This window comes from Nocardia citri (assembly GCF_054065835.1).
In genome coordinates, this window is sequence record NZ_JBSUQM010000003.1 from 162870 (window position 1) to 181660 (window position 18791).

Genomic DNA, 18791 nt, shown 5'->3' on the forward strand with positions numbered 1-18791 from the left:
CTGGGCGGATCAACCGCGCCTGCCGCGCAGATAGTCGCTGACCACCGCGGCGCCGAGTCCGTCCAGATCCGGGGCCACCACGCGGCCGCCGCTGCGGCGGGCCACCAAATCGACGAATGCCTGCAGGCTCGGGTCGTCGCCGAGCATGAAGACGGTGACCGATGCGCCCAGTTTCGCCAGCGCATCGACCTGCGCCATGGTCACGGCAAGGGTACGCGGTGCCGTCGGCCAATTGAAGTACGCCGCACCGTGTGGCTCCAGGTGCGCGGTCGGCTCGCCATCGGTGACGACGAGTACGACGGGCACCGCGTCCGGATGTCTGCGCAGATGACGTCCGGCCAGCAGCAAGGCATGGTGCAGATTGGTGCCCTGTTCCCAAACACCTTCCAGCGCAGTCAGTTCGGCGATATCGACGGTGGTGGCGTGCCTACCGAAGGTGATCAGGCTCAGCGCGTCGGAGCGGAATCGGGTGCTGATCAACTGATGTAGCGCGAGGGCGGTGCGCTTCATCGGCAGCCACCTGCCCTCCTGCACCATCGACCACGAGGTGTCGACGCACAACGCGACCGCGGCCCGGGAGCGCTGCTCGGTTTCCATGACCTCGACATCGGACACGTCGAGTGTCACGCTGCGACGGCCCACCGACATCGACCGCAGCACCGCATTGCGCACGGTCTTCGGTACGTCCCACGGTTCGGTATCACCGAACTGCCAGGCTCGCGTGGCGCCCGTCGGTTCGCCCGCCGCACCGGCCAACCGGGTATCCCGCTCGCCGCGTCGCGACCGCAACTGCCCGATGACAGCGCGCAGCGCGGTCTCGCCGAGCCGGCGTAAGGCCTTGGGCGTCAACCGAAGAGAGCCGTCGGACGCCCGTTCGAATATGCCCTGTCTGCGTAGTTCGCGTTCCAATTCGGACAGTCGAGCGGCGTCCACGCTCGCGTCGTCGCCGAGTTGGCGGGCCAGAGCGTCCAGATCGATATCCTCGAGGCTGGCACCCGGATAGGACTGGCTGAGCTGTTCGGCGAGCGCGTCCAGTTCTGCGAGATCCTGCAGGGCCTGGGTGCCCGCACCGAGGCCCAACGGATCGTTGCCGCGGAATCGCTGGGCGGAGTCCCAGTCCTCGCCCGGCCGCAGCGCCCGCAGGGCGGCGTCGAGGGCGGCGACCTGCCGGGCTATGCGCGGATCGCCGAATGCCTGTCCGATCAGGTCGGCCAGTTCGGCCTGCTGCTCGGCGGACATCGAATTCAACATGCGTTGTGCGGCGGCGGACCTGGCGGCGAGCGCGTCGATCAGCGCGTCGGTATCGCGCGGATTCTCCGGGAAGAATTCGCCGTGCTCGGCCATGAATTCGGCGAACTGTTGTTCGGTGTCCTCATCCCGCGCATGTGCCGCGAGCAGGTCGTTCAGGTCGGACAGCATCCGTCCCACGCGCTCGACATCCTCGGGGGTGGTGTTCTCCAAGGCCTGTTTCATGCCCTGGAACCGGGATTCGAGTAGTTCCTGACCGAGCAGGTCGCGGATCTTCTGGTAGCTCTGCCTGCCGGTTTCGGATCGCCATTGGTACTCGGCCAGTTCATTGACGGCGGCCGCGGTGCTCGGCGGCAGCGCGTCCAGTTGCGCCTCGGCGAATCTGGCGTCGTCGGAGGGATCCGGAAACAGTTCGCGGCGCTCTGCTTTCAGGGCCTGCTCCAACAGTTCGCGGACCTGTTGCAGGGTGCCGTCGAGTCGGTGTCGTCGAGCGATCTCCGCGCGGCGCTGCCACACCTGCCGGGTTAGCTCATCGAGCCCCCGCATGTCGCGCATACCGCGGCGCAGCAGCTCCTCCAACGCGGTGCGGGGTGAGCTGCCCTCCATCACGTCGCGCCCGATCTGGTCCAACGCTTCACGCAGATCCAGCGGAGGCGCCAGCGGATCGGGCCCGTCGTGATAGGGCCCGTAGTTATAGCGGTCGGGGGCGGTCATGCGCCGTACACCGCGACACCGTCGTCGGAGTCCTTGGCTATCTGACGTGCCAGGTAGAGGGCTTCCAGCGCGAATTCGACCGCCGATGCGATCCGGGCCGGCGGTTCGTCGGCGCCGACGCCGAGCCGGCGCGCGACCTCGTGCAGGACAGGCAGCTCCGGCAATGCGGAAAGGACATCCTTGCCCGGTACGCATTCGCCGGTGGTGACCAGATGGCCGTCGCCGACCGCCTCCGCCAGCGGCCGCAGGTTCAGCCCACCGAGCAGCGCGCTGCCGGCCTCGGCGAACGAACGCCGCATCAGGTGCATGAGATGTTCCTGTTCACGTCCTTCCTCCCCGGACTCGAATTCCAGTTTGCCGCGCAATACCGCGGGGACAGATTCCAGATCGACGGGACGCGCGACTGCGGGATGTTCGCCGGTGAGTGCCGATCTGCGCAGTGCGGCAGCGGCCACGGTCTCTGCGGCGGCGACCGCGAACCGTGCGGACACACCGGATCGCTGGTCGATCGCGGACGATTCGCGCAGGTGCCGCACGAATCGGGCGAGCACTTCGATGAGCGGGTCGCCGACCTCGGCCACCAATTCGGCCTCCTGCCGGACCAGCGCCACCTCGGCCGACACGTCGAGCGGATAGTGGGTGCGGATCTCGGCGCCGAACCGGTCCTTCAGCGGGGTGATGATCCGGCCGCGGTTGGTGTAGTCCTCGGGGTTGGCGGTGGCGACGAGCAATACATCCAGCGGTAGGCGCAGGGTGTATCCGCGGACCTGGATATCGCGTTCCTCCATGACATTCAGCAGCGCGACCTGGATGCGTTCGGCGAGGTCGGGCAGCTCGTTGATGGCGACGATGCCGCGGTGGGCGCGCGGTACGAGTCCGAAGTGAATGGTCTCCGGATCGCCGAGGCTGCGGCCCTCGGCCACCTTGACCGGATCGACATCGCCGATCAGATCACCGACGGAGGTGTCCGGCGTCGCGAGTTTCTCCGCATAGCGCTCCGAGCGGTGCCGCCAGGTGACCGGCAGGTCATCGCCCAATTCCGCGGCCAGTCGGCGACCGGCCGGGCTGATCGGTGCGAGCGGATGCTCGCCCAATTCGGTACCCGAGATGACGGGTGTCCACTCGTCGAGCAGACCGATCATGGTGCGCAGCAGCCGGGTCTTGCCTTGGCCCCGCTCACCGAGCAGCACGACATCGTGGCCGGCCAGTAGCGCGCGTTCCAGCTGCGGCAGGACCGTCCGATCGAAGCCGACGATGCCGGGCCACGGATCGTCGCCGGAACCCAACCGGGACAACAGGTTCTCGCGAATCTCGGATTTCACGCTGCGCGGCAGATGGCCGCCCGCGCGCAACTCGCCGACTGTGGTTGGCAGGTGCTCAGGAACAATCACCCCATCGACGCTACGTGGATTCGCCGATCCGGTCGACGTTTCCGCCGCGCTCGGAAATATGCCGGAAATAACCTTGACAAGCACGGGCGGCTGGGCGGCGAGTGTCGAACTCGGGGCCCGCGCCGATGGTGCGGCCGTCGTCTGTGTCAGGGCGTGCCGAGCGCGGTTGCGGGGATACCGTAGGGCAGGAACCGCACGCGACGGTGTTCATCGGTATTGTCGCGATGCGCGCGCAAGGCCTCGACCTCGGTCGGAAATACCTGCTCGACTCTGGCCTCGCCGGCGTCGTCGATACTGTAGATGACCCACACGCCACTGCCGGTCTCGCCGGTGGTCTCGCCCTCCGGCTTCGGCGGCCGCGCGCGTTCGGGCTGAACGAACTGACCGAGCAGCGACGCCAGCGTAGACGCATTTACGCGCTCGATGTACTCGCCGGCCTTTCCGAGGAGGTCGCGGAATTCGATTCCCACCTCCCGCAACGCGCGTTCGAATTCTTCCGGATCGATCCCGAAAGGCTTGTCGGGTGCCATCACATTGCTCCTGGAGATGAATTCGGCGCTACGCCCTTCAGTGTCCTCGCGCAACCCCGACTTCGCCACGCCGGCAGCGATCATGGCCCCGTATGGCGAACTCGTCTCACTGGAATGGCTGTGCCAGTCCGCTGATCAGTTCCCTGGCGGCCATGATGGGTTGATGAGGCGATGCGATGATGCCTCGGGGTCAGCAGAGGCGGGCGAAGCGCTCGCGGCCGGCGCGGTGACGTCCGTTGCCGCGGCTGCACACGCGCCACGAGAGATCCGGGTGCTCGCATTGAACACATGGCACAGCGGCGGCAAAGTCCCCGATGGTGTTCAGCTGATCACCGATCTCATCATCTCTACGCAGGCTTCGCTCGTGCTGCTCTCGGAGGCAACCGCAGCGACCACGGCCGTCACGGCCGAACTGGCGCGGCGGGGCCGCGGGTTCAATGCTGTCGCCTCGCACGACACGGGAATTCTGTCGGTTTTTCCGGTCGAGGCCAGCGCCGATCTGCACTGGATGGTCAAGGCGCGGTTGAACATCGACGGTAAACGCGTCACTGTCTACTCCGCGCATCTGGAGTATCGCTGGTATGCCTGCAATCTGGCCCGAGGGTACGGCCCCGGGGTCCCGGCGCCGGGGGAGTTCGCCGAGCACGAGTGGAACAAGCTGCCGGAGGGCCCAGTGACCGATCCTGCCGTGATCCAGCGCATCAACGCGGCCTCGGGCCGTCCCGAGGTCATCAGCGACTTTCTCGCCGACGCGAAAGCCGAGATCGCCGACGGGGCTTCGGTCATCATGGGCGGTGACCTGAACGAGCCGTCGCTGCTGGATTGGACGCCCGCGACCGCGAACATGTTCGACCACAACGGGGTGGTTTCGGCGTGGGAGACCACTCGACGCCTGCAGCAAGCCGGTTTCATCGATGCCTACCGATCGATGTACCCGGACCCGGCCACCCACCCCGGACTCACCTGGCCCTCGGACAACATGGATGTGGATGTCGCCGAACTCGCGTGGGCTCCTGCGGCCGACGAGCGCGACCGCGTCGACTACATCTTCACTCATGGCGCCGCGCTGCGCCTGTCTGGCGTCGGCATCATCGGCCCGCGAGGGTCTATCGTGCGCGGCACCCGACGCCAGGAACCAACCCGGGACCATTTCCTCGCCACGCCGACACAGTGGGGCAGCGACCACAAAGGCATCTTCGCGACATACCAACTCGCCGACTGACACAGTGCCCTTGTCCTCTGCTGTCCGCTCAACCGCGCTGCGTGCGTAAGCGAGGTCTGGGCCTGCGACGAATATCGACAAACGAGTCCAGCAGCGCGTCCACACGCGCCAACCCGCCGACGGCCAGACTCGACCACCCCCTCTATTTGTTTAGCGCAAGTAAGTAATATATAGTTGCGTAGCACAAGCAACTAATCTCGTGCTGGGAGTGGGCATGGCAGTGTCACCGGATACGGCTCAGAGTCTGATAAAGGAGCTCTATTTCATGGGCCGGGCGATCCGCGCTGCCCTCGCACATCCGGAAGAAGGGCACCTGCTGCCAGGGGGTGTCGGTGTGCTCGGCTCCCTCGAGGCCAGAGGGCAGTGTCGGCAGGTGGATCTGGCCGTGGACTTGTGCATCAGCCCATCGACGCTGAGCAGGCATGTCGCCGAGCTGGTGAGCTCCGGCGACATTGCCCGCCATGCCGATCCCAGCGACGGCCGGGCCACCGTCATCCAGATCACCGACCAAGGACGCGATCTGCTGCGGCGCATCCGAGTGTCGCGGGCCCGGGGATTGCAGGCTGCGCTCGCCGATTGGAGCGAGGAGGAAGCCGAGCAGGCTGCCTTGGTTGTTCAGAAGCTCAGGAATTCACTGGCCGCAGTTGCGCACCACACCGCGATGGGCGAGCGCGAGCCGGTTTCGACGGAGAGTCAGGAAGTGGATGTCTAATTCAGTCGATGCGGGGACGCGGCGCGATCCGGACGTGATGACCCATCGTCAGGTCCTGGAAGCCATGACCGGACTGCTGGCAGCGTTGTTCACAGCGCTGCTCAGCACCACGATCGTGTCGACCGCGCTACCCACGATCATCGGCGACCTGGAGGGGTCGCAGACCGCATACGCCTGGGTCATCACCACGGCGCTGCTGGCCAACGCCGCGTCCACCCCGATTTGGGGAAAATTCGCCGATCTATTCAACAAGAAGCTGTTGGTCCAGTCGGCCATCGTCATCTTCGTCGTCGGTTCGGTGATCGCGGGCGTCGCGGGCAACGTGCCCATGCTGTTGGCGGCGCGAGTCATCCAGGGGATCGGCATGGGCGGGTTGACCGCGCTCGTCGTGGCGATCATCGGCTCCATCGTCGCGCCGCGCGAACGTGGACGGTATTCCGGCTACATGGGTGCCGTGATGGCGGTTTCGATGTCGGGTGGACCCATCCTCGGCGGCGTCATCGTCGACAGTCCGCTCGGCTGGCGCTGGTGCTTCTTCGTGTGTGTGCCCCTGGCCGTGATCGCACTGGTGCTGCTGCAGCGGACGTTGCGGCTGCCCACCGAGCGTAAGGACGGAGTGTCGATCGACTGGCTCGGCGCCGCGCTGCTCACCGGCGGTGTGTCGATCCTGCTCGTTTGGGTGTCGTTCGTCGGGAAAGCCGGCTACTACGCCTGGCTCTCCAGGGAATCGGCGCTCTACGTCGGTATCGGCGTGCTGCTGCTGATCGCGACCGTGTGGGTCGAGTCCCGCGCCAAGTCGCCGATCATCCCACTGGCGATCGTCACCGAACGCACCACCGGTCTGGCGATCATCGCCTCGATCGCGGTCGGAGTCGGCATGTTCGGTGCGACCACTTTCCTGGGCCAGTACTTCCAGACCGCACGCGGATATTCACCGACTGCGGCCGGTGTGCTGACCATCCCGATGGTCGCGGGCATGCTCGTCGCCTCGGTCGGCTCCGGACAGCTGATCACCCGGTTCGGCAAGTGGAAGCCATTCGTCGTCGCAGGCGGTGCGCTGCTGGTGGTCGGGTTCACGCTGCTCTCCACGATCGACCACGCGACGAATCTGTGGCTGGTCGGCATGTACATAGCCATCGTCGGGCTCGGCGTCGGCATGATGATGCAGAATCTGGTGCTGGCCGTGCAGAACACCGTGAGTGTGCACAACATCGGCGCGGCCTCCAGTAGCGTCGCCTTCTTCCGCACGTTTGGCGGCGCGATCGGCGTATCGGTGCTCGGTTCGGTGCTGGCTACCCGAGTGAGCGAACTCTCGGCAGCAGGTTTCGCCAGGCTCGGTGTGAATGCCAGGTCCTCCAGCGGCGCCAGCCTGAATCTCGATGCCTTGCCGACACCGATAGCCACGATCGTGCGTGCCTCCTACGGTGATGCGACCGGCCGGATCTTCCTCATTGCCGCGGCCGCGACGGTCGTCGCCCTTATTGCGACCATGCTGCTTCCGAATCGTCCGCTGCGCCGCACGATCGACATCGATCCGGCCCACGACCCGGCCACGAAAAAGTCTGCGTTGCAGGACGATCCAACCGCCGCGGACGCCGTGGCGTCACTGGATGCCGAACTTGCTGTACTCGCGGAGTCGAGCTGGGACGAAACCCAGCTCTGGGAAGAAGCCGAGCGAGTGCTGTCCGAGCCTGAACCAGTGCCGGCTGCGTCGGTCGGCGGACATGCGTCGGTAGAACAGAACGGTCGCGTGTACCGAGTCGTCGCGTCATCACAGACCGGTCTGTCGACTGGCGGTTTGTCCGAGTCGGGCACCGACGGTGGGGCGCTGGGTGGTCGTGTCCATCGCGAGGACGGCCGTCCGGTGCCGGGTGCGGTGTTGACGTTGATCGATCACGGTGGCCGTCAGGTCGCGCGGGCGAGCAGTGCTGCTGACGGTGGTTATGCGATCACCGCGCCGGAGACGGGCGGCTATGTGTTGATCGTGTCGGCGATGGGACACCAGCCGGCTGCGGTCAACGTATCGGTCGGTCAGCGACCCCAGCGCCTGGATCTGACCTTGGTGGGTTCCGGTGAGTTGTCCGGTGTGGTCCGTAGCGCCGGCCACGGCGTGCCGCTGTCCGGTGCGACCGTGACATTGACTGATGTGCGTGGTGAGGTGGTCGGGGCGGCTGTCACGGGCAGCGACGGCGCCTACGTGTGTCACGGTGTGGCGTCAGGTGTCTATACCTTGGTCGCGGTCGCTGAGCGTATGCGTCCCGGTGCCACCACATTGACGGTGCCGGACAGTGGTGTGTTGCGTCATGACATCGAGTTGGCTGCGATGGCGGTGCTTGCCGGCTCCGCGCGGGCCGACGGCGGCCGCGCTGTGCCGGATGTGCTGGTCAGTGTGCTCGACGCCGCGGGTGAGGTGACTGCGACGGCACGCACCGACGAGAACGGCTGTTACGTCGTGACCGATCTGCTCGAAGGCCAGTACACCGTCGTTGCGCGTGGTTATCCGCCGGTGACCGGGCAGGTCACTGTGTCCGGCGGTGAGGTCGCCTACGATGTGCGGCTCGGTTACGAGCTGGGGGATCGTTGATGAGTGGGTTGACCGGTCGTGTTTGCACCGCGAAGGGGTGGCCGGTGCCGGAGGCGGTGTTGACGGTGACGGATATGCGGGGGCGCCAGATCGCCCGTGCGGTCGTCGACGAGACCGGGGCGGTGGGCACCGAGTTGCTGCCCGGGGGTGTTCATATCGCGGTGCTCACTGCTGTCGGGTTCGAACCGGTGGCGCGGACCGTGCAGATCTCTTCGATGGGGACGGGTGCGCTCGGTGAGGTGGTATTGATGCCGGTCGCGGAGGCGGTGGCGTCGCCGCCGCCGGGGCCGTGGACAATCGATCCGGTGCATTCGACGGTGATCGCAACGGTGCGTCATCTAGGTATTGCGAGTATCAAGGCCCGATTCGCGGAGGTGAGTGGGCGGCTCGATATCGCTGAGCCGTTCGAGCGGTCCACTGGGTACGCGGAGATCAAGGCGGCGAGTATCGATACCGGTATCTCGATGCGTGACGATCACCTGCGTTCGCCGGAGTTCTTGGATGTCGACAGTTATCCGCTGATCACTTTCACTGGCAGCGGGTTGCGTCGCACCGGGGGTGACACCTGGGTGATGCCGGGTGAGCTGACCCTGCACGGGCAGCGTCGCTCGGTCGATCTCGAAGTGATCTATGGTGGGTTCGGAGCGGATCCGTGGGGTGGTGTGCGTGCTGCGTTCCACGCCGAAACACTATTGCACCGAAATGATTTCGCGATCGATTACAGTGCGGTCGTGCGTGCGGGAGTGGCTGCCGTCGGCACCGCTGTCAAACTCGACCTCGACATCGAAGTCGTACAAGGCGAGCGGCTCCCCGCAATCTAGTGGCCGCGGCCGAAATATCTTGTACTGGAAGTGCTTTGGGCGAATGGCGCCACATCCTAATTGCGCAACCCTCACTCAGGTGCCGGTGATGCTCCTCCGAGTGGCTTTGCAGAGCAACGGATTCATAGTGGCTGGTTGTCGGCCTGGGATTTACTATGGCAGGCGCCTCGATCTGCGCCGCAGTACCCGACAATCCGGCAGCAGAACGCCTGCTGGCACGGTGTTGCAATGCGGGGCTCGCCCGGTGTCGGGTGGTGACGCCATGCCAGTGCTGTCGCAGGGAAGAGTCTGACCTGCGGTGTTGTCGGCGTACAGCGGTGCCGGTTTCGACCGTGAAGTGTAGTGACGTGTCGTCGAACGGCAGGTGAGCTGCAGAACAACGGCGACTCCGGGTCGCTGACGAGGTCGTTTCGGGCGGCCGGGCGGAGGGGTGAACACCCCGCCCGGACCGCACTGGAGTTCTATCAGCTTTTTGCTGTTCGGTCGGGGAGATCCGTGTGAACAGCGTCGCTCTCTAGAATGAATCGACCGTGTTCATCGTTTATGGGGAGCCGCCGCCGTGACCATTCAGCCCGTTCGCCTCTTCGGCGATCCCATCCTGCGATCACGAGCGGCGGAGGTCACCGAATTCGATCGTGAGCTGCGGCAGTTGGTCACCGACCTGACCGACACCATGCACGATGACGGCGGGGTGGGTATGGCGGCGCCGCAGATCGGCGTCGGTCTGCGGGTTTTCGTCTACGACACCGAGGATGTCAGGGGCCATCTGATCAATCCGACCTACGAAGTCGTCGGTGCGGAGGAACAGATCGGGCCCGAGGGCTGCCTGTCGATCCCCGGGTTGCGCTATGACACGCGGCGTGCGCTGCGAGTGCGGGCCACGGGTGTCGACGTCGACGGTAAGCCGGTGGAATTCGCGGCCGAGGGCCTGCTGGCCCGTTGCGTACAGCACGAGACCGATCATCTGGACGGTGTGCTGTTCATCGATCGGCTCGATCCCGCGCAGCGCAAGGAGGCGATGCGCACCATTCGCGAATCCGATTGGTTCAGCGCGGGTATCACCGTGCGCAGCTCGCGGGCGCTCGGCTCGACCGAAGCCGGACCGTTCGGGCGGGGTCGCTGATGCGTATCGTCTTCGCGGGCACACCGGAACCGGCGGTCCCGTCCCTACAACGTTTCATCGATTCCGAGCGACACGAGGTGCTCGCCGTGCTGACCCGGCCCGATGCGATCGCCGGACGGGGACGCAAGGTGCAGCGGTCGCCGGTCGGGCGGCTCGCCGATGAGCACGGCATTCCGGTGCTGACCCCGCGGCGCCCCGCCGAGCCCGAATTCATCGAGCAGCTCACCGAGTTGGTGCCCGACTGCTGTCCGGTGGTGGCCTACGGTGCGCTGCTGCCGCAGCAAGTCCTCGATATTCCGCGCTTCGGCTGGATCAATCTGCACTTTTCGCTGCTGCCCGCATGGCGTGGTGCGGCGCCGGTACAGGCGGCGATCGACGCGGGTGACGAGATCACCGGCGCGTCCACGTTCCAGATCGAGGCCGGGCTGGATACCGGGCCGGTCTTCGGTGTGGTGACCGAGAAGATCGCGGTGACCGATACCGCGGGCGCGCTGCTGGATCGGCTCGCCGATTCCGGCGCGGTACTGCTCGAGAAGACGCTCGACGGCGTGGAAGACGGGACGTTGCAAGCGGTTCCGCAAGCCCATGACGGTGTTTCCTACGCACCGAAGGTACCGGTCGAGGCCGGACATATCCGCTGGGATCAGCCCGCGCTGGCGATCAATCGTCGCATTCGCGCGGTCACCCCTGCACCCGGCGCCTGGACCGAGGTGAATGGAACCCGGTTGAAGGTCGGTCCGGTCGAGATGGTCGAGGAAGTCCTCCAGGAACGGACGATCGAGGTCCGCAAGTCCGGCGTCTTCGTCGGCACCGCGACCACCGCGGTCCGCCTCGATCAGGTGCAGCCACAGGGGAAACGCATGATGGCCGCCCTCGACTGGGCACGCGGCGCGCGCCTGCAGCCCGGTGCGGTGGTCGAGTGACGACGCCGAATCGCAAGTCCGCCGGGAAATCCGTCGACGCGGGTTGGCTCGCCCGCGCAACGTCGGCGAAAAGTGGTGCACAGCAAAAGAATTCGCAGCCGACGCGGCGTGGCGACGACCGAGGTGGTCGCGGTCCCGGCAACGCAGACGAGCGCCATGGCGAAGGCCGGTCGTGGCGCACCGACCAGATCCGTGGCGATGCGCCGCGGACTCGATCAGAGCGGCGGAATATGACCGATCAACGCAAGTCCGGATCATCGGGGGACGGTTCATCGCGGCGTAAAGATTCGACCTCGGCACAGGGCACAGGGTCGGTACGCGGTGGATGGGGTGCCCCCGAGCGGGGAGTCACGGCTGCCGGACAAGGGGATCCGGCGCGGCGTGGTGATGCGATCAGGCGGTATTCGGAGCGGGATGACAGCCCCCGGAACAAGGACTCGAGACAGTCCAGCGGTGACCGACGCGAAAGCCGCTCGGGGCCCGGAGGTTCCGCTGAGCCATCGAGGTGGCGGGATCGCGACGTGCAGGGCGCGGGGTCCGCGGACGATGAGCTGAGTGCGGGTGGTTCGGGCGCATCGAGGTCTGCGGCGGGTCGGCACGACGGTCGCGACGACCAGCGGGCGCAGGCCGATGTGCGGCGCGGGCGTGCCGCGGCCCCTGGCGTTCGTACGCGGGGCGGCGATGCGGCGTCCGGCGGGCAGCGGCGGGGCAACCGCCCGGATGCGGCGAAGTCCGGTTCGGCGGGCGGGAAGGAGGGGCGGCAGGTCGAGCGGGCCGGGGGCAGTGCTGAGCGCCGTTCGAAGCGTGCGGGGAGTCCGGCTGCGGCGGCAGGCGGCAGGCGGACCGGTAGTTCGTCGAAAGGTCATGGGCGGCAAAAAGATTCGGCAGCATACGGGGATCCCGCGCGGCTGGTGGCGCGGGATGTGTTGCGGGCCGTGCGTGAGCGGGAGGCATACGCGAATCTCGTGCTGCCGGGGCTGCTGCGCGAACGGCGGATTTCGGGACGGGATGCGGCATTGGCGACCGAGCTGACCTACGGTGCCTGCCGTTCGCTCGGGTTGCTGGACGCGGTGATCGCGGCCGGCGCCGGACGTCCGGTCGAGGAAATCGATGGGCCGCTGCTGGATGTGTTGCGCCTCGGGGTCTATCAGTTGCTGCGCACCCGGATCGGAGCCCATGCGGCAGTGGACACGTCGGTGGCGTTGGCGCGCGCGGAATTCGGCGCCGGTAAGGCGGGTTTCGTGAATGCGGTGCTGCGGCGGGCGGGGGAGAAGTCCGTCGACGAGTGGGTGGATGAGCTCGCGCCGCGGGATCCGGTGGGGCGGTTGGCCTTCGAATTCGCGCATCCGGTGTGGATCGCGCAGGCATTCGCGGATGCGCTCGGTGCGCGGGCCGGGGAGTTGCGGGATGTGCTGGCGGCCGACGATGCTCGGCCGATCGTCCATTTGGTGGCTCGTCCCGGCGATATCACCGCCGAGGAACTGGCGCTGGTGACCGGCGGCGATGAGGGCAAGTGGTCGCCGTATGCGGTCTACCTCGATGGCGGCGGCGATCCCGGCAAGTTGGAGCCGGTCCGCGAAGGTATGGCGGCAGTGCAGGACGAGGGGAGTCAACTCGTCGCCCTCGCGCTGACCCGTGCGGAACTGGATGGTCCGGACAATGGCCGATGGCTCGACTTGTGTGCGGGACCCGGTGGCAAGGCAGCCCTGCTCGGTGCGATCGCGGCAATCGACGGCCATCGCGTTGATGCGGTGGAACCGGCCGAACACCGCGCCGAACTCGTCCGCAGGGCGGTCCACGACCTACCCGTCGACGTGCACGTCGCCGACGGCCGCGAGAGCGGACTCACTCCCGGCTACGACCGCATACTCGTCGATGCCCCGTGCACCGGCCTCGGTGCACTGCGTCGCCGCCCGGAGGCCCGCTGGCGTCGTACCCCCGCCGATGTCGCCGAACTGGTCGTGCTGCAACGCGAACTCCTCACCGCCGCATGGGAACTCCTGCGCCCCGGCGGCGTGGTCCTCTACTCGACGTGCTCCCCGCACCTCCTGGAGACCGTCGCCGTGGTCGCCGACGCCGCCCGCCGCACCGGCGCCATCCAACTCGATGCCCGCGATCTCCTCCCCGGCGTCACCGATATCGGCGACGGTCCGGGCGCCCAGCTCTGGCCGCACCGCCACGGCACCGACGCCATGTTCCTGGCGGCGCTGCGTAAGCCGCTGGAGTAGTACCTGATCTGGTCCCATGGCGATGACATGGGACCAAGTCATGGCGCTGGTAACCGCTGCAGCCTCATCGACCTCGACCGGATCGAGCCCGATCAACTCCGGTCAACTCCACTCAGCTCCGTGAATTGCTCGACGTCGCCTGGTGGTTGTCGGCGGCCGCGAAACTTCACGGGCACGCCGACTGCGCTGGGTGCTCAGTCCTGCGCCGACTGTTCGCGCAGGCGGGCAAGGGTTTTCGCGAGAATGCGCGAGACGTGCATTTGCGAAATACCCATGCGCTGCGCGATCTGGGTCTGCGTCATCGATTCGAAGAAACGCATGGTGAGGATGCGGCGTTCGCGCTCCGGGAGTCCGGCGAGCAGCGGACGGATCGCCACGTACTCCTCCACCCGGTCGAATTGGGATTCCTCCTCGCCGAGGGTGTCCAACAATGAGGCCTCGGTATCACGGCCGAGTGAGGCGGCATCGATGGAACTCGGCTGGTAGGCGTTACCCGCGATGACGGCCTGGGTCACCTCGTCGGGATCCACATCCAGTTCGGTCGCAATCTCTTTCGCGGTCGGGGAGCGGCCGAGGGTTTGCGAGAGTGAGTCGATGGCCGCGCCGATGCGCAGATGGGTCTCCTTCACCCGTCTCGGCACCCGCATAGCCCAGGTGTTGTCGCGGAAGTAGCGACGCACCTCGCCCATGATCGTCGGCACCGCGAAGGACAGGAAGTTCGAGCCGCGCGAAATATCGAAACGGTCCACCGCGTGTACCAGACCGACCCGCGCCACCTGCGTGAGATCGTCGAACGGCTCACCGCGCCCACTGAATTTGCGGGCGATGTGATCCGCGAGCGGAATGCACCGGCTGATCAGTTCGGCGCGCAACGCGGTATGCCGCGCGGTACCCGGTTTACTGGCGGCGAGCTGCTCGAACAGCGCGCCGACATCGTCATACCCCGCGCCGGACGACTGCAGGGTTTCGACTTCCTCTGCGGCCTCTTCGGTCAGCACGGGTTCGGCGTCGTCGTCCTGCTCGGTGTCGGACACGGTGTTCTCGTCCGCCACTACGCTTTCCCCCGGACCCGACGGAACTCCACCGTCGTCGGATATCCGGATGCGGCCGAATCGAACGGGTCCTGTGTCGCTTGTACTTCATCGGTGAGGGTGCGCAGCACATGCCAGCCGAAGCTGCGCTGATCCGGCAGCCCCTCGGTCCCCGCGAGGCCGGTGACTCGAACGAGTAGGTCGGTGTCCCCGACGGTGAACCGGCAGTGCAGGCTGGTCGCCGGAGCCGCGACCGCGATCAGGGTCGAGCACACCTCGTCGACGGCCAGCCGGATATCGGCCACCTCGTCCAGGGTGAAATCGCTGAGCAGCACCAGTGTTTCGGCGAGCCCACGCACGATCGGCAGCTGCGTCACCGACGCAGCCACCCGAATCTCCACCGGGGTGCTGTAGAGCCCCTGTTCCGCCGAAATGTTGATCACCCTATGCAGGCTACCCACTCCCGGCCAGAGCAACCCTAGGTACCGGTAAGCTCCCGCGATGTGTCCTCTTCGTCGTTTACGCGCCCGACCACGCCGATGATCGCCCCGTCGATCCTGTCCGCCGACTTCGCACGCCTCGCGGATGAGGTAAAGGCAGTACATGGCGCGGATTGGTTGCATGTCGATGTGATGGACGCGCACTTCGTCCCGAATCTCACCCTCGGACTCCCGGTGGTCGAAAGTCTGTTGAAGGCCACCGACATTCCGCTCGACTGCCATCTGATGATCGAGGATCCGGGCCGTTGGGCCCCGCCTTACGCGGAGGCGGGTGCCTACAACGTCACCTTCCATGCCGAGGCGACCGACGATCCGGTCGCGGTCGCCCGCGATATTCGCGCGGCCGGCGCCAAGGCCGGTCTTTCGGTGAAGCCGAATACGCCGATCGAGCCGTATCTGGAAATCCTGCGCCACTTCGATACGCTGCTGGTGATGAGCGTGGAACCGGGCTTCGGCGGGCAGTCGTTCATCGCGCATGTGTTGGAGAAGTCGCGCCTCGTGCGTCGGCTGGTGGACGCGGGCGAACTGCGTCTGATCGTGGAAATCGACGGCGGCATCAACGCCGACACCATCGAGGCCGCCGCGGAGGCGGGCATCGACTGTTTCGTCGCCGGATCCGCGGTCTACAACACCGACGATCCGGCTGCGACCGTCGAAAAGTTGCGGCAGCAGGCCGCGGCGTCGCGCAGCACTTAGATCGCGAATCTGCTAGCGGGCGGGCACTTTCCGGCTGCCGATGGCACGCGTCGCCTCGATCACCGCGGTGAGCGGTGGCAGGGTCGTCGCGTGCTCCGGTGGCTGGATCCAGATGCGATAGCCGGTGCGCTCGTCATCCGGTGAGGGCAGCACGACCTGACTCCCGGTGCAGGCGACGGTCGCGTAGAGCCGGAACAGCTCAGCGGAGACGCCCGCGCTGAGAGTGTCGGGCCGGGCCGGCCCGGTGATGAAGGTCCAGCGCCTGGCTCGCGGATGGTGGACCACCGGTGCGACGATCTGCGCCTGGCTGAGTTGCTGCCGCACTTGTTCGCCCAACTCGGCGGGCATTGTGATAGCGCCGTAATGGGTGCCGATATGGAGCAGGATGCGCCGGGATGTCGGGTCGATCGATGCCGGCATGTGAAATTCGCGCCGGTACTGCACACAGCGAACTTCCAGCGTCGAATCGACAAGAGTGGTCACGCAACACCCCCGTTGGTGTCGAATCTGATTTGACCCACTGCTGTCTCTGGCTTCCTCGAGTGGTGGATTTCCCTGGGGTGAACTCGCCGGACCGCGTCGGGGCCGGGTAGAACTGTTCCGCGCGCTGAACTGCTCGCGGCGAAGTTGAACGATAGGAATCGGCTACATAACAATGTTGCGACCATCTTGGGGCTCGCGCAAGGTTTTGGTGTCAGTGTGTCTCGGCTGGGTATGACTACAGGTTTCGACTCTATGTGCGATGTATGAAATCCATTCGGGTCATCACCCGAATAGGAATGAATAATTGTCGTCGGCGTGGAAACGGCGATTTTTTTCGCGCAGCCGTGGACTATTTCGCTTCGAAAAATAACTGTCGCTGGTTCGGCGCGACCCGAGGTGTCCTGCGGTCTGCTTTCCCGAACGGCCTTGCCGAGTCGCGGTCTCGACCGACCGCTGGTCGGAACCGCGGTGTCGTCTACGACCCGGCGTCGTTAGGCTGAGGTGGGATCGGCGGATCGATGGGAATAGCCGCCGGGTCCCGACTGTTCGGCAACTGTAGAAACGACGCGACAGGGAGTCAAGGCATGTTCACAGGCATCGTCGAGGAACTCGGCGAGATCGTCGCCACCGAAGAGTTGGCCGATGCCGCTCGGCTGACGATCCGGGGCAAGCTGGTCACTTCCGATGCCGGACACGGTGATTCGATCGCCGTCAACGGGGTCTGCCTGACCGTTGTCGATGTCGTCAACGGCGATTCGTTCACCGTCGACGTGATGCGGGAGACGCTGAACCGCTCCAGCATCGGCGGACTCGGCACCGGTTCGCGGGTCAATCTCGAGCGGGCGGCCGCGCTGAACAGCAGGCTCGGCGGCCACCTGGTGCAGGGCCATGTCGACGGCACCGGAACCGTGCTCGCGCGCACGCCCTCGCAGAACTGGGAGATCGTACGAATCTCGCTGCCCGATGCGATCGCCCGTTATGTAGTGGAGAAGGGTTCGATCACCGTCGACGGCATCTCACTGACCGTCTCGGGTCTCGGCCGCGCCGACGTGCCCGCCGCCGACGGCAATCGGGACTGGTTCGAGGTCTCGTTGATCCCGACCACCCTGTCCATGACGAACCTTGGTGCCGCTGCCGTCGGCGCCACGGTGAACCTGGAAGTCGATGTCATCGCAAAGTACGTCGAACGCCTCCAACACCGCGGCTGATCCGGCCGGGCGGGCCGGGCGGCGGCGACTCGCCGCCGACACCGTACTGTATGGGGGCACCTATTTCGAGATGGAGCACAACAGACGTGACCAGGTTCGACACCATCGAGCGCGCAGTCGCCGATATCGCCGCCGGTAAGGCGGTCGTTGTCGTAGATGACGAGGACCGTGAGAACGAGGGCGACCTCATTTTCGCGGCGGAAAAAGCGACCCCCGAGCTGGTCGCCTTCATGATTCGCTACACCTCGGGGTACATCTGTGTGCCGCTCACGGGCGAGGACTGCGATCGGCTCGGCCTGCCGCCGATGTACGCGCAGAACCAGGACAAGCACGGCACCGCGTACACCGTCTCGGTCGATGCCAGGGAGGGCATCACCACCGGTATCTCCGGTGCCGACCGTGCCACCACCATGCGACTACTCGCCGACCCGAATGCCAAGGCCGACGATCTGACCCGTCCCGGTCACGTGGTTCCGTTGCGTGCCAAGGAGGGCGGCGTGCTGCGCCGTCCCGGCCACACCGAGGCCGCGGTCGACCTGGCGCGGATGGCCGGATTACAGCCCGCCGGTGTCATCTGTGAGATCGTGAGCCAGAAGGACGAGGGCCATATGGCCCGCACCGAGGAATTGCGCGTTTTCGCCGACGAGCACAATCTGGCGCTGATCTCCATCGCGGAAATGATCGCCTGGCGGCGTAAGCACGAGAAGCAGGTCATTCGGGTCGCCGAGGCCAGGATCCCCACGGCGCACGGCGACTTCAAGGCCGTCGGCTATCAGAGCATCTATGACGATGTCGAACATGTCGCGCTGGTGCGCGGCGATATCGACGACGGTGACGATGTGCTGGTTCGGGTGCATTCCGAATGCCTCACCGGTGATGTCTTCGGTTCGCTGCGCTGCGATTGCGGTCCGCAGTTGGACGCCGCGCTGGAGATGGTGGCCCAGGAGGGTCGTGGTGTGGTGCTCTATATGCGCGGACACGAGGGTCGCGGCATCGGGCTGATGCACAAGCTGCAGGCCTACCAGCTGCAGGATTCGGGCCATGACACCGTCGACGCGAACCTGGAACTCGGCCTGCCCGCCGACGCGCGCGACTACGGCACCGGCGCGCAGATCCTGGTAGATCTCGGGATTCGGTCCATGCGCCTGCTCACCAATAATCCGGCCAAGCGCGTCGGACTGGACGGCTACGGGCTGAAGATCACCGACCGGGTGCCGATGCCGTTGCGCGCCAATGCCGAGAATCTGCGGTATCTGCGCACCAAGCGGGACCGGATGGGGCACGACCTGATCGGGCTGGACGAACTCGATCTCGGCGAAACCGCACAATGATCTCATCTCGACGCAGCCTGGAAAGGATTTCAGTGAGCGAGCGCAG

16 protein-coding genes and 1 pseudogene are annotated in these 18791 nt (G+C 66.1%); 11 read left to right on the forward strand and 6 right to left on the reverse strand.

Annotated features, from left to right (window positions below; genetic code table 11):
• Positions 1 to 9: 9 nt before the first annotated feature.
• The 3 genes from ACW2Q0_RS06650 to ACW2Q0_RS06660 all read right to left on the reverse strand — a co-directional run bounded on the left by ACW2Q0_RS06650 (position 10) and on the right by ACW2Q0_RS06660 (position 3883).
• On the reverse strand, positions 10 to 1962 hold the full coding sequence (locus ACW2Q0_RS06650) for a hypothetical protein (protein WP_457187224.1): 1953 nt from the start codon (positions 1960 to 1962) through the stop codon (positions 10 to 12).
• Complete coding sequence (locus ACW2Q0_RS06655) at positions 1959 to 3353, reverse strand: ATP-binding protein (protein ID WP_457187226.1); 1395 nt, start codon at positions 3351 to 3353, stop codon at positions 1959 to 1961. The genes ACW2Q0_RS06650 and ACW2Q0_RS06655 overlap by 4 nt, the downstream gene beginning before the upstream one ends.
• Before the next feature lie 146 nt (positions 3354 to 3499).
• Positions 3500 to 3883 (reverse strand): hypothetical protein, encoded by a 384-nt coding sequence (locus ACW2Q0_RS06660; RefSeq protein ID WP_457187228.1) that lies wholly within the window; start codon positions 3881 to 3883, stop codon positions 3500 to 3502.
• Between the two features lie 163 nt (positions 3884 to 4046).
• Between ACW2Q0_RS06660 and ACW2Q0_RS06665 the strand changes: the two genes are divergently transcribed.
• The 8 genes and pseudogenes from ACW2Q0_RS06665 to ACW2Q0_RS06700 all read left to right on the forward strand — a co-directional run bounded on the left by ACW2Q0_RS06665 (position 4047) and on the right by ACW2Q0_RS06700 (position 13496).
• Entirely contained in the window at positions 4047 to 5105 is a 1059-nt protein-coding gene (locus ACW2Q0_RS06665; RefSeq protein ID WP_457187230.1) for an endonuclease/exonuclease/phosphatase family protein, read from the forward strand.
• 214 nt (positions 5106 to 5319) lie between these two features.
• On the forward strand, positions 5320 to 5817 hold the full coding sequence (locus tag ACW2Q0_RS06670; protein WP_457187232.1) for a MarR family winged helix-turn-helix transcriptional regulator: 498 nt from the start codon (positions 5320 to 5322) through the stop codon (positions 5815 to 5817).
• A gap of 37 nt (positions 5818 to 5854) precedes the next feature.
• A pseudogene (locus ACW2Q0_RS06675) lies at positions 5855 to 7366 on the forward strand (MDR family MFS transporter); the annotation flags it as partial.
• A gap of 201 nt (positions 7367 to 7567) precedes the next feature.
• Complete coding sequence (locus tag ACW2Q0_RS06680; RefSeq protein WP_457187739.1) at positions 7568 to 8401, forward strand: MSCRAMM family protein; 834 nt, start codon at positions 7568 to 7570, stop codon at positions 8399 to 8401.
• The gene (locus tag ACW2Q0_RS06685; protein ID WP_457187234.1) at positions 8401 to 9222 is read left to right on the forward strand and encodes a YceI family protein; all 822 of its coding nucleotides are present in this window, start codon (positions 8401 to 8403) and stop codon (positions 9220 to 9222) included. The genes ACW2Q0_RS06680 and ACW2Q0_RS06685 overlap by 1 nt, the downstream gene beginning before the upstream one ends.
• A 559-nt stretch (positions 9223 to 9781) precedes the next feature.
• Positions 9782 to 10345, forward strand: coding sequence for a peptide deformylase (gene def, locus ACW2Q0_RS06690; protein WP_457187236.1), 564 nt, complete (start codon positions 9782 to 9784; stop codon positions 10343 to 10345).
• Positions 10345 to 11268 (forward strand): methionyl-tRNA formyltransferase, encoded by a 924-nt coding sequence (fmt, locus tag ACW2Q0_RS06695; protein ID WP_457187238.1) that lies wholly within the window; start codon positions 10345 to 10347, stop codon positions 11266 to 11268. Before def ends, fmt begins: the two co-directional genes overlap by 1 nt.
• A 521-nt stretch (positions 11269 to 11789) precedes the next feature.
• On the forward strand, positions 11790 to 13496 hold the full coding sequence (locus ACW2Q0_RS06700) for a transcription antitermination factor NusB (RefSeq protein WP_457187240.1): 1707 nt from the start codon (positions 11790 to 11792) through the stop codon (positions 13494 to 13496).
• Between the two features lie 194 nt (positions 13497 to 13690).
• Here ACW2Q0_RS06700 and ACW2Q0_RS06705 read toward each other — a convergent pair whose 3' ends face one another.
• The gene (locus ACW2Q0_RS06705; protein ID WP_457187242.1) at positions 13691 to 14530 is read right to left on the reverse strand and encodes an RNA polymerase sigma factor SigF; all 840 of its coding nucleotides are present in this window, start codon (positions 14528 to 14530) and stop codon (positions 13691 to 13693) included.
• 17 nt (positions 14531 to 14547) lie between these two features.
• On the reverse strand, positions 14548 to 14970 hold the full coding sequence (locus ACW2Q0_RS06710; RefSeq protein WP_457187244.1) for an ATP-binding protein: 423 nt from the start codon (positions 14968 to 14970) through the stop codon (positions 14548 to 14550).
• 96 nt (positions 14971 to 15066) lie between these two features.
• Between ACW2Q0_RS06710 and rpe the strand changes: the two genes are divergently transcribed.
• Positions 15067 to 15723 (forward strand): ribulose-phosphate 3-epimerase, encoded by a 657-nt coding sequence (rpe, locus tag ACW2Q0_RS06715; protein ID WP_457187741.1) that lies wholly within the window; start codon positions 15067 to 15069, stop codon positions 15721 to 15723.
• Positions 15724 to 15735: 12 nt separating this feature from the next.
• On the opposite strand, the gene ACW2Q0_RS06720 is transcribed toward rpe, so the two are convergent.
• Entirely contained in the window at positions 15736 to 16206 is a 471-nt protein-coding gene (locus ACW2Q0_RS06720) for a hypothetical protein (RefSeq protein WP_457187246.1), read from the reverse strand.
• 584 nt (positions 16207 to 16790) lie between these two features.
• Here ACW2Q0_RS06720 and ACW2Q0_RS06725 point away from each other — a divergent pair.
• Positions 16791 to 17414, forward strand: a complete 624-nt coding sequence (locus ACW2Q0_RS06725; RefSeq protein WP_457187248.1) for a riboflavin synthase — start codon at positions 16791 to 16793, stop codon at positions 17412 to 17414.
• Positions 17415 to 17500: 86 nt separating this feature from the next.
• Positions 17501 to 18745 carry a bifunctional 3,4-dihydroxy-2-butanone-4-phosphate synthase/GTP cyclohydrolase II gene (locus ACW2Q0_RS06730; RefSeq protein WP_457187250.1) on the forward strand — a complete coding sequence of 415 codons (1245 nt, stop codon included), beginning with the start codon at positions 17501 to 17503 and terminating at the stop codon, positions 18743 to 18745.
• Positions 18746 to 18791 lie beyond the last annotated feature (46 nt).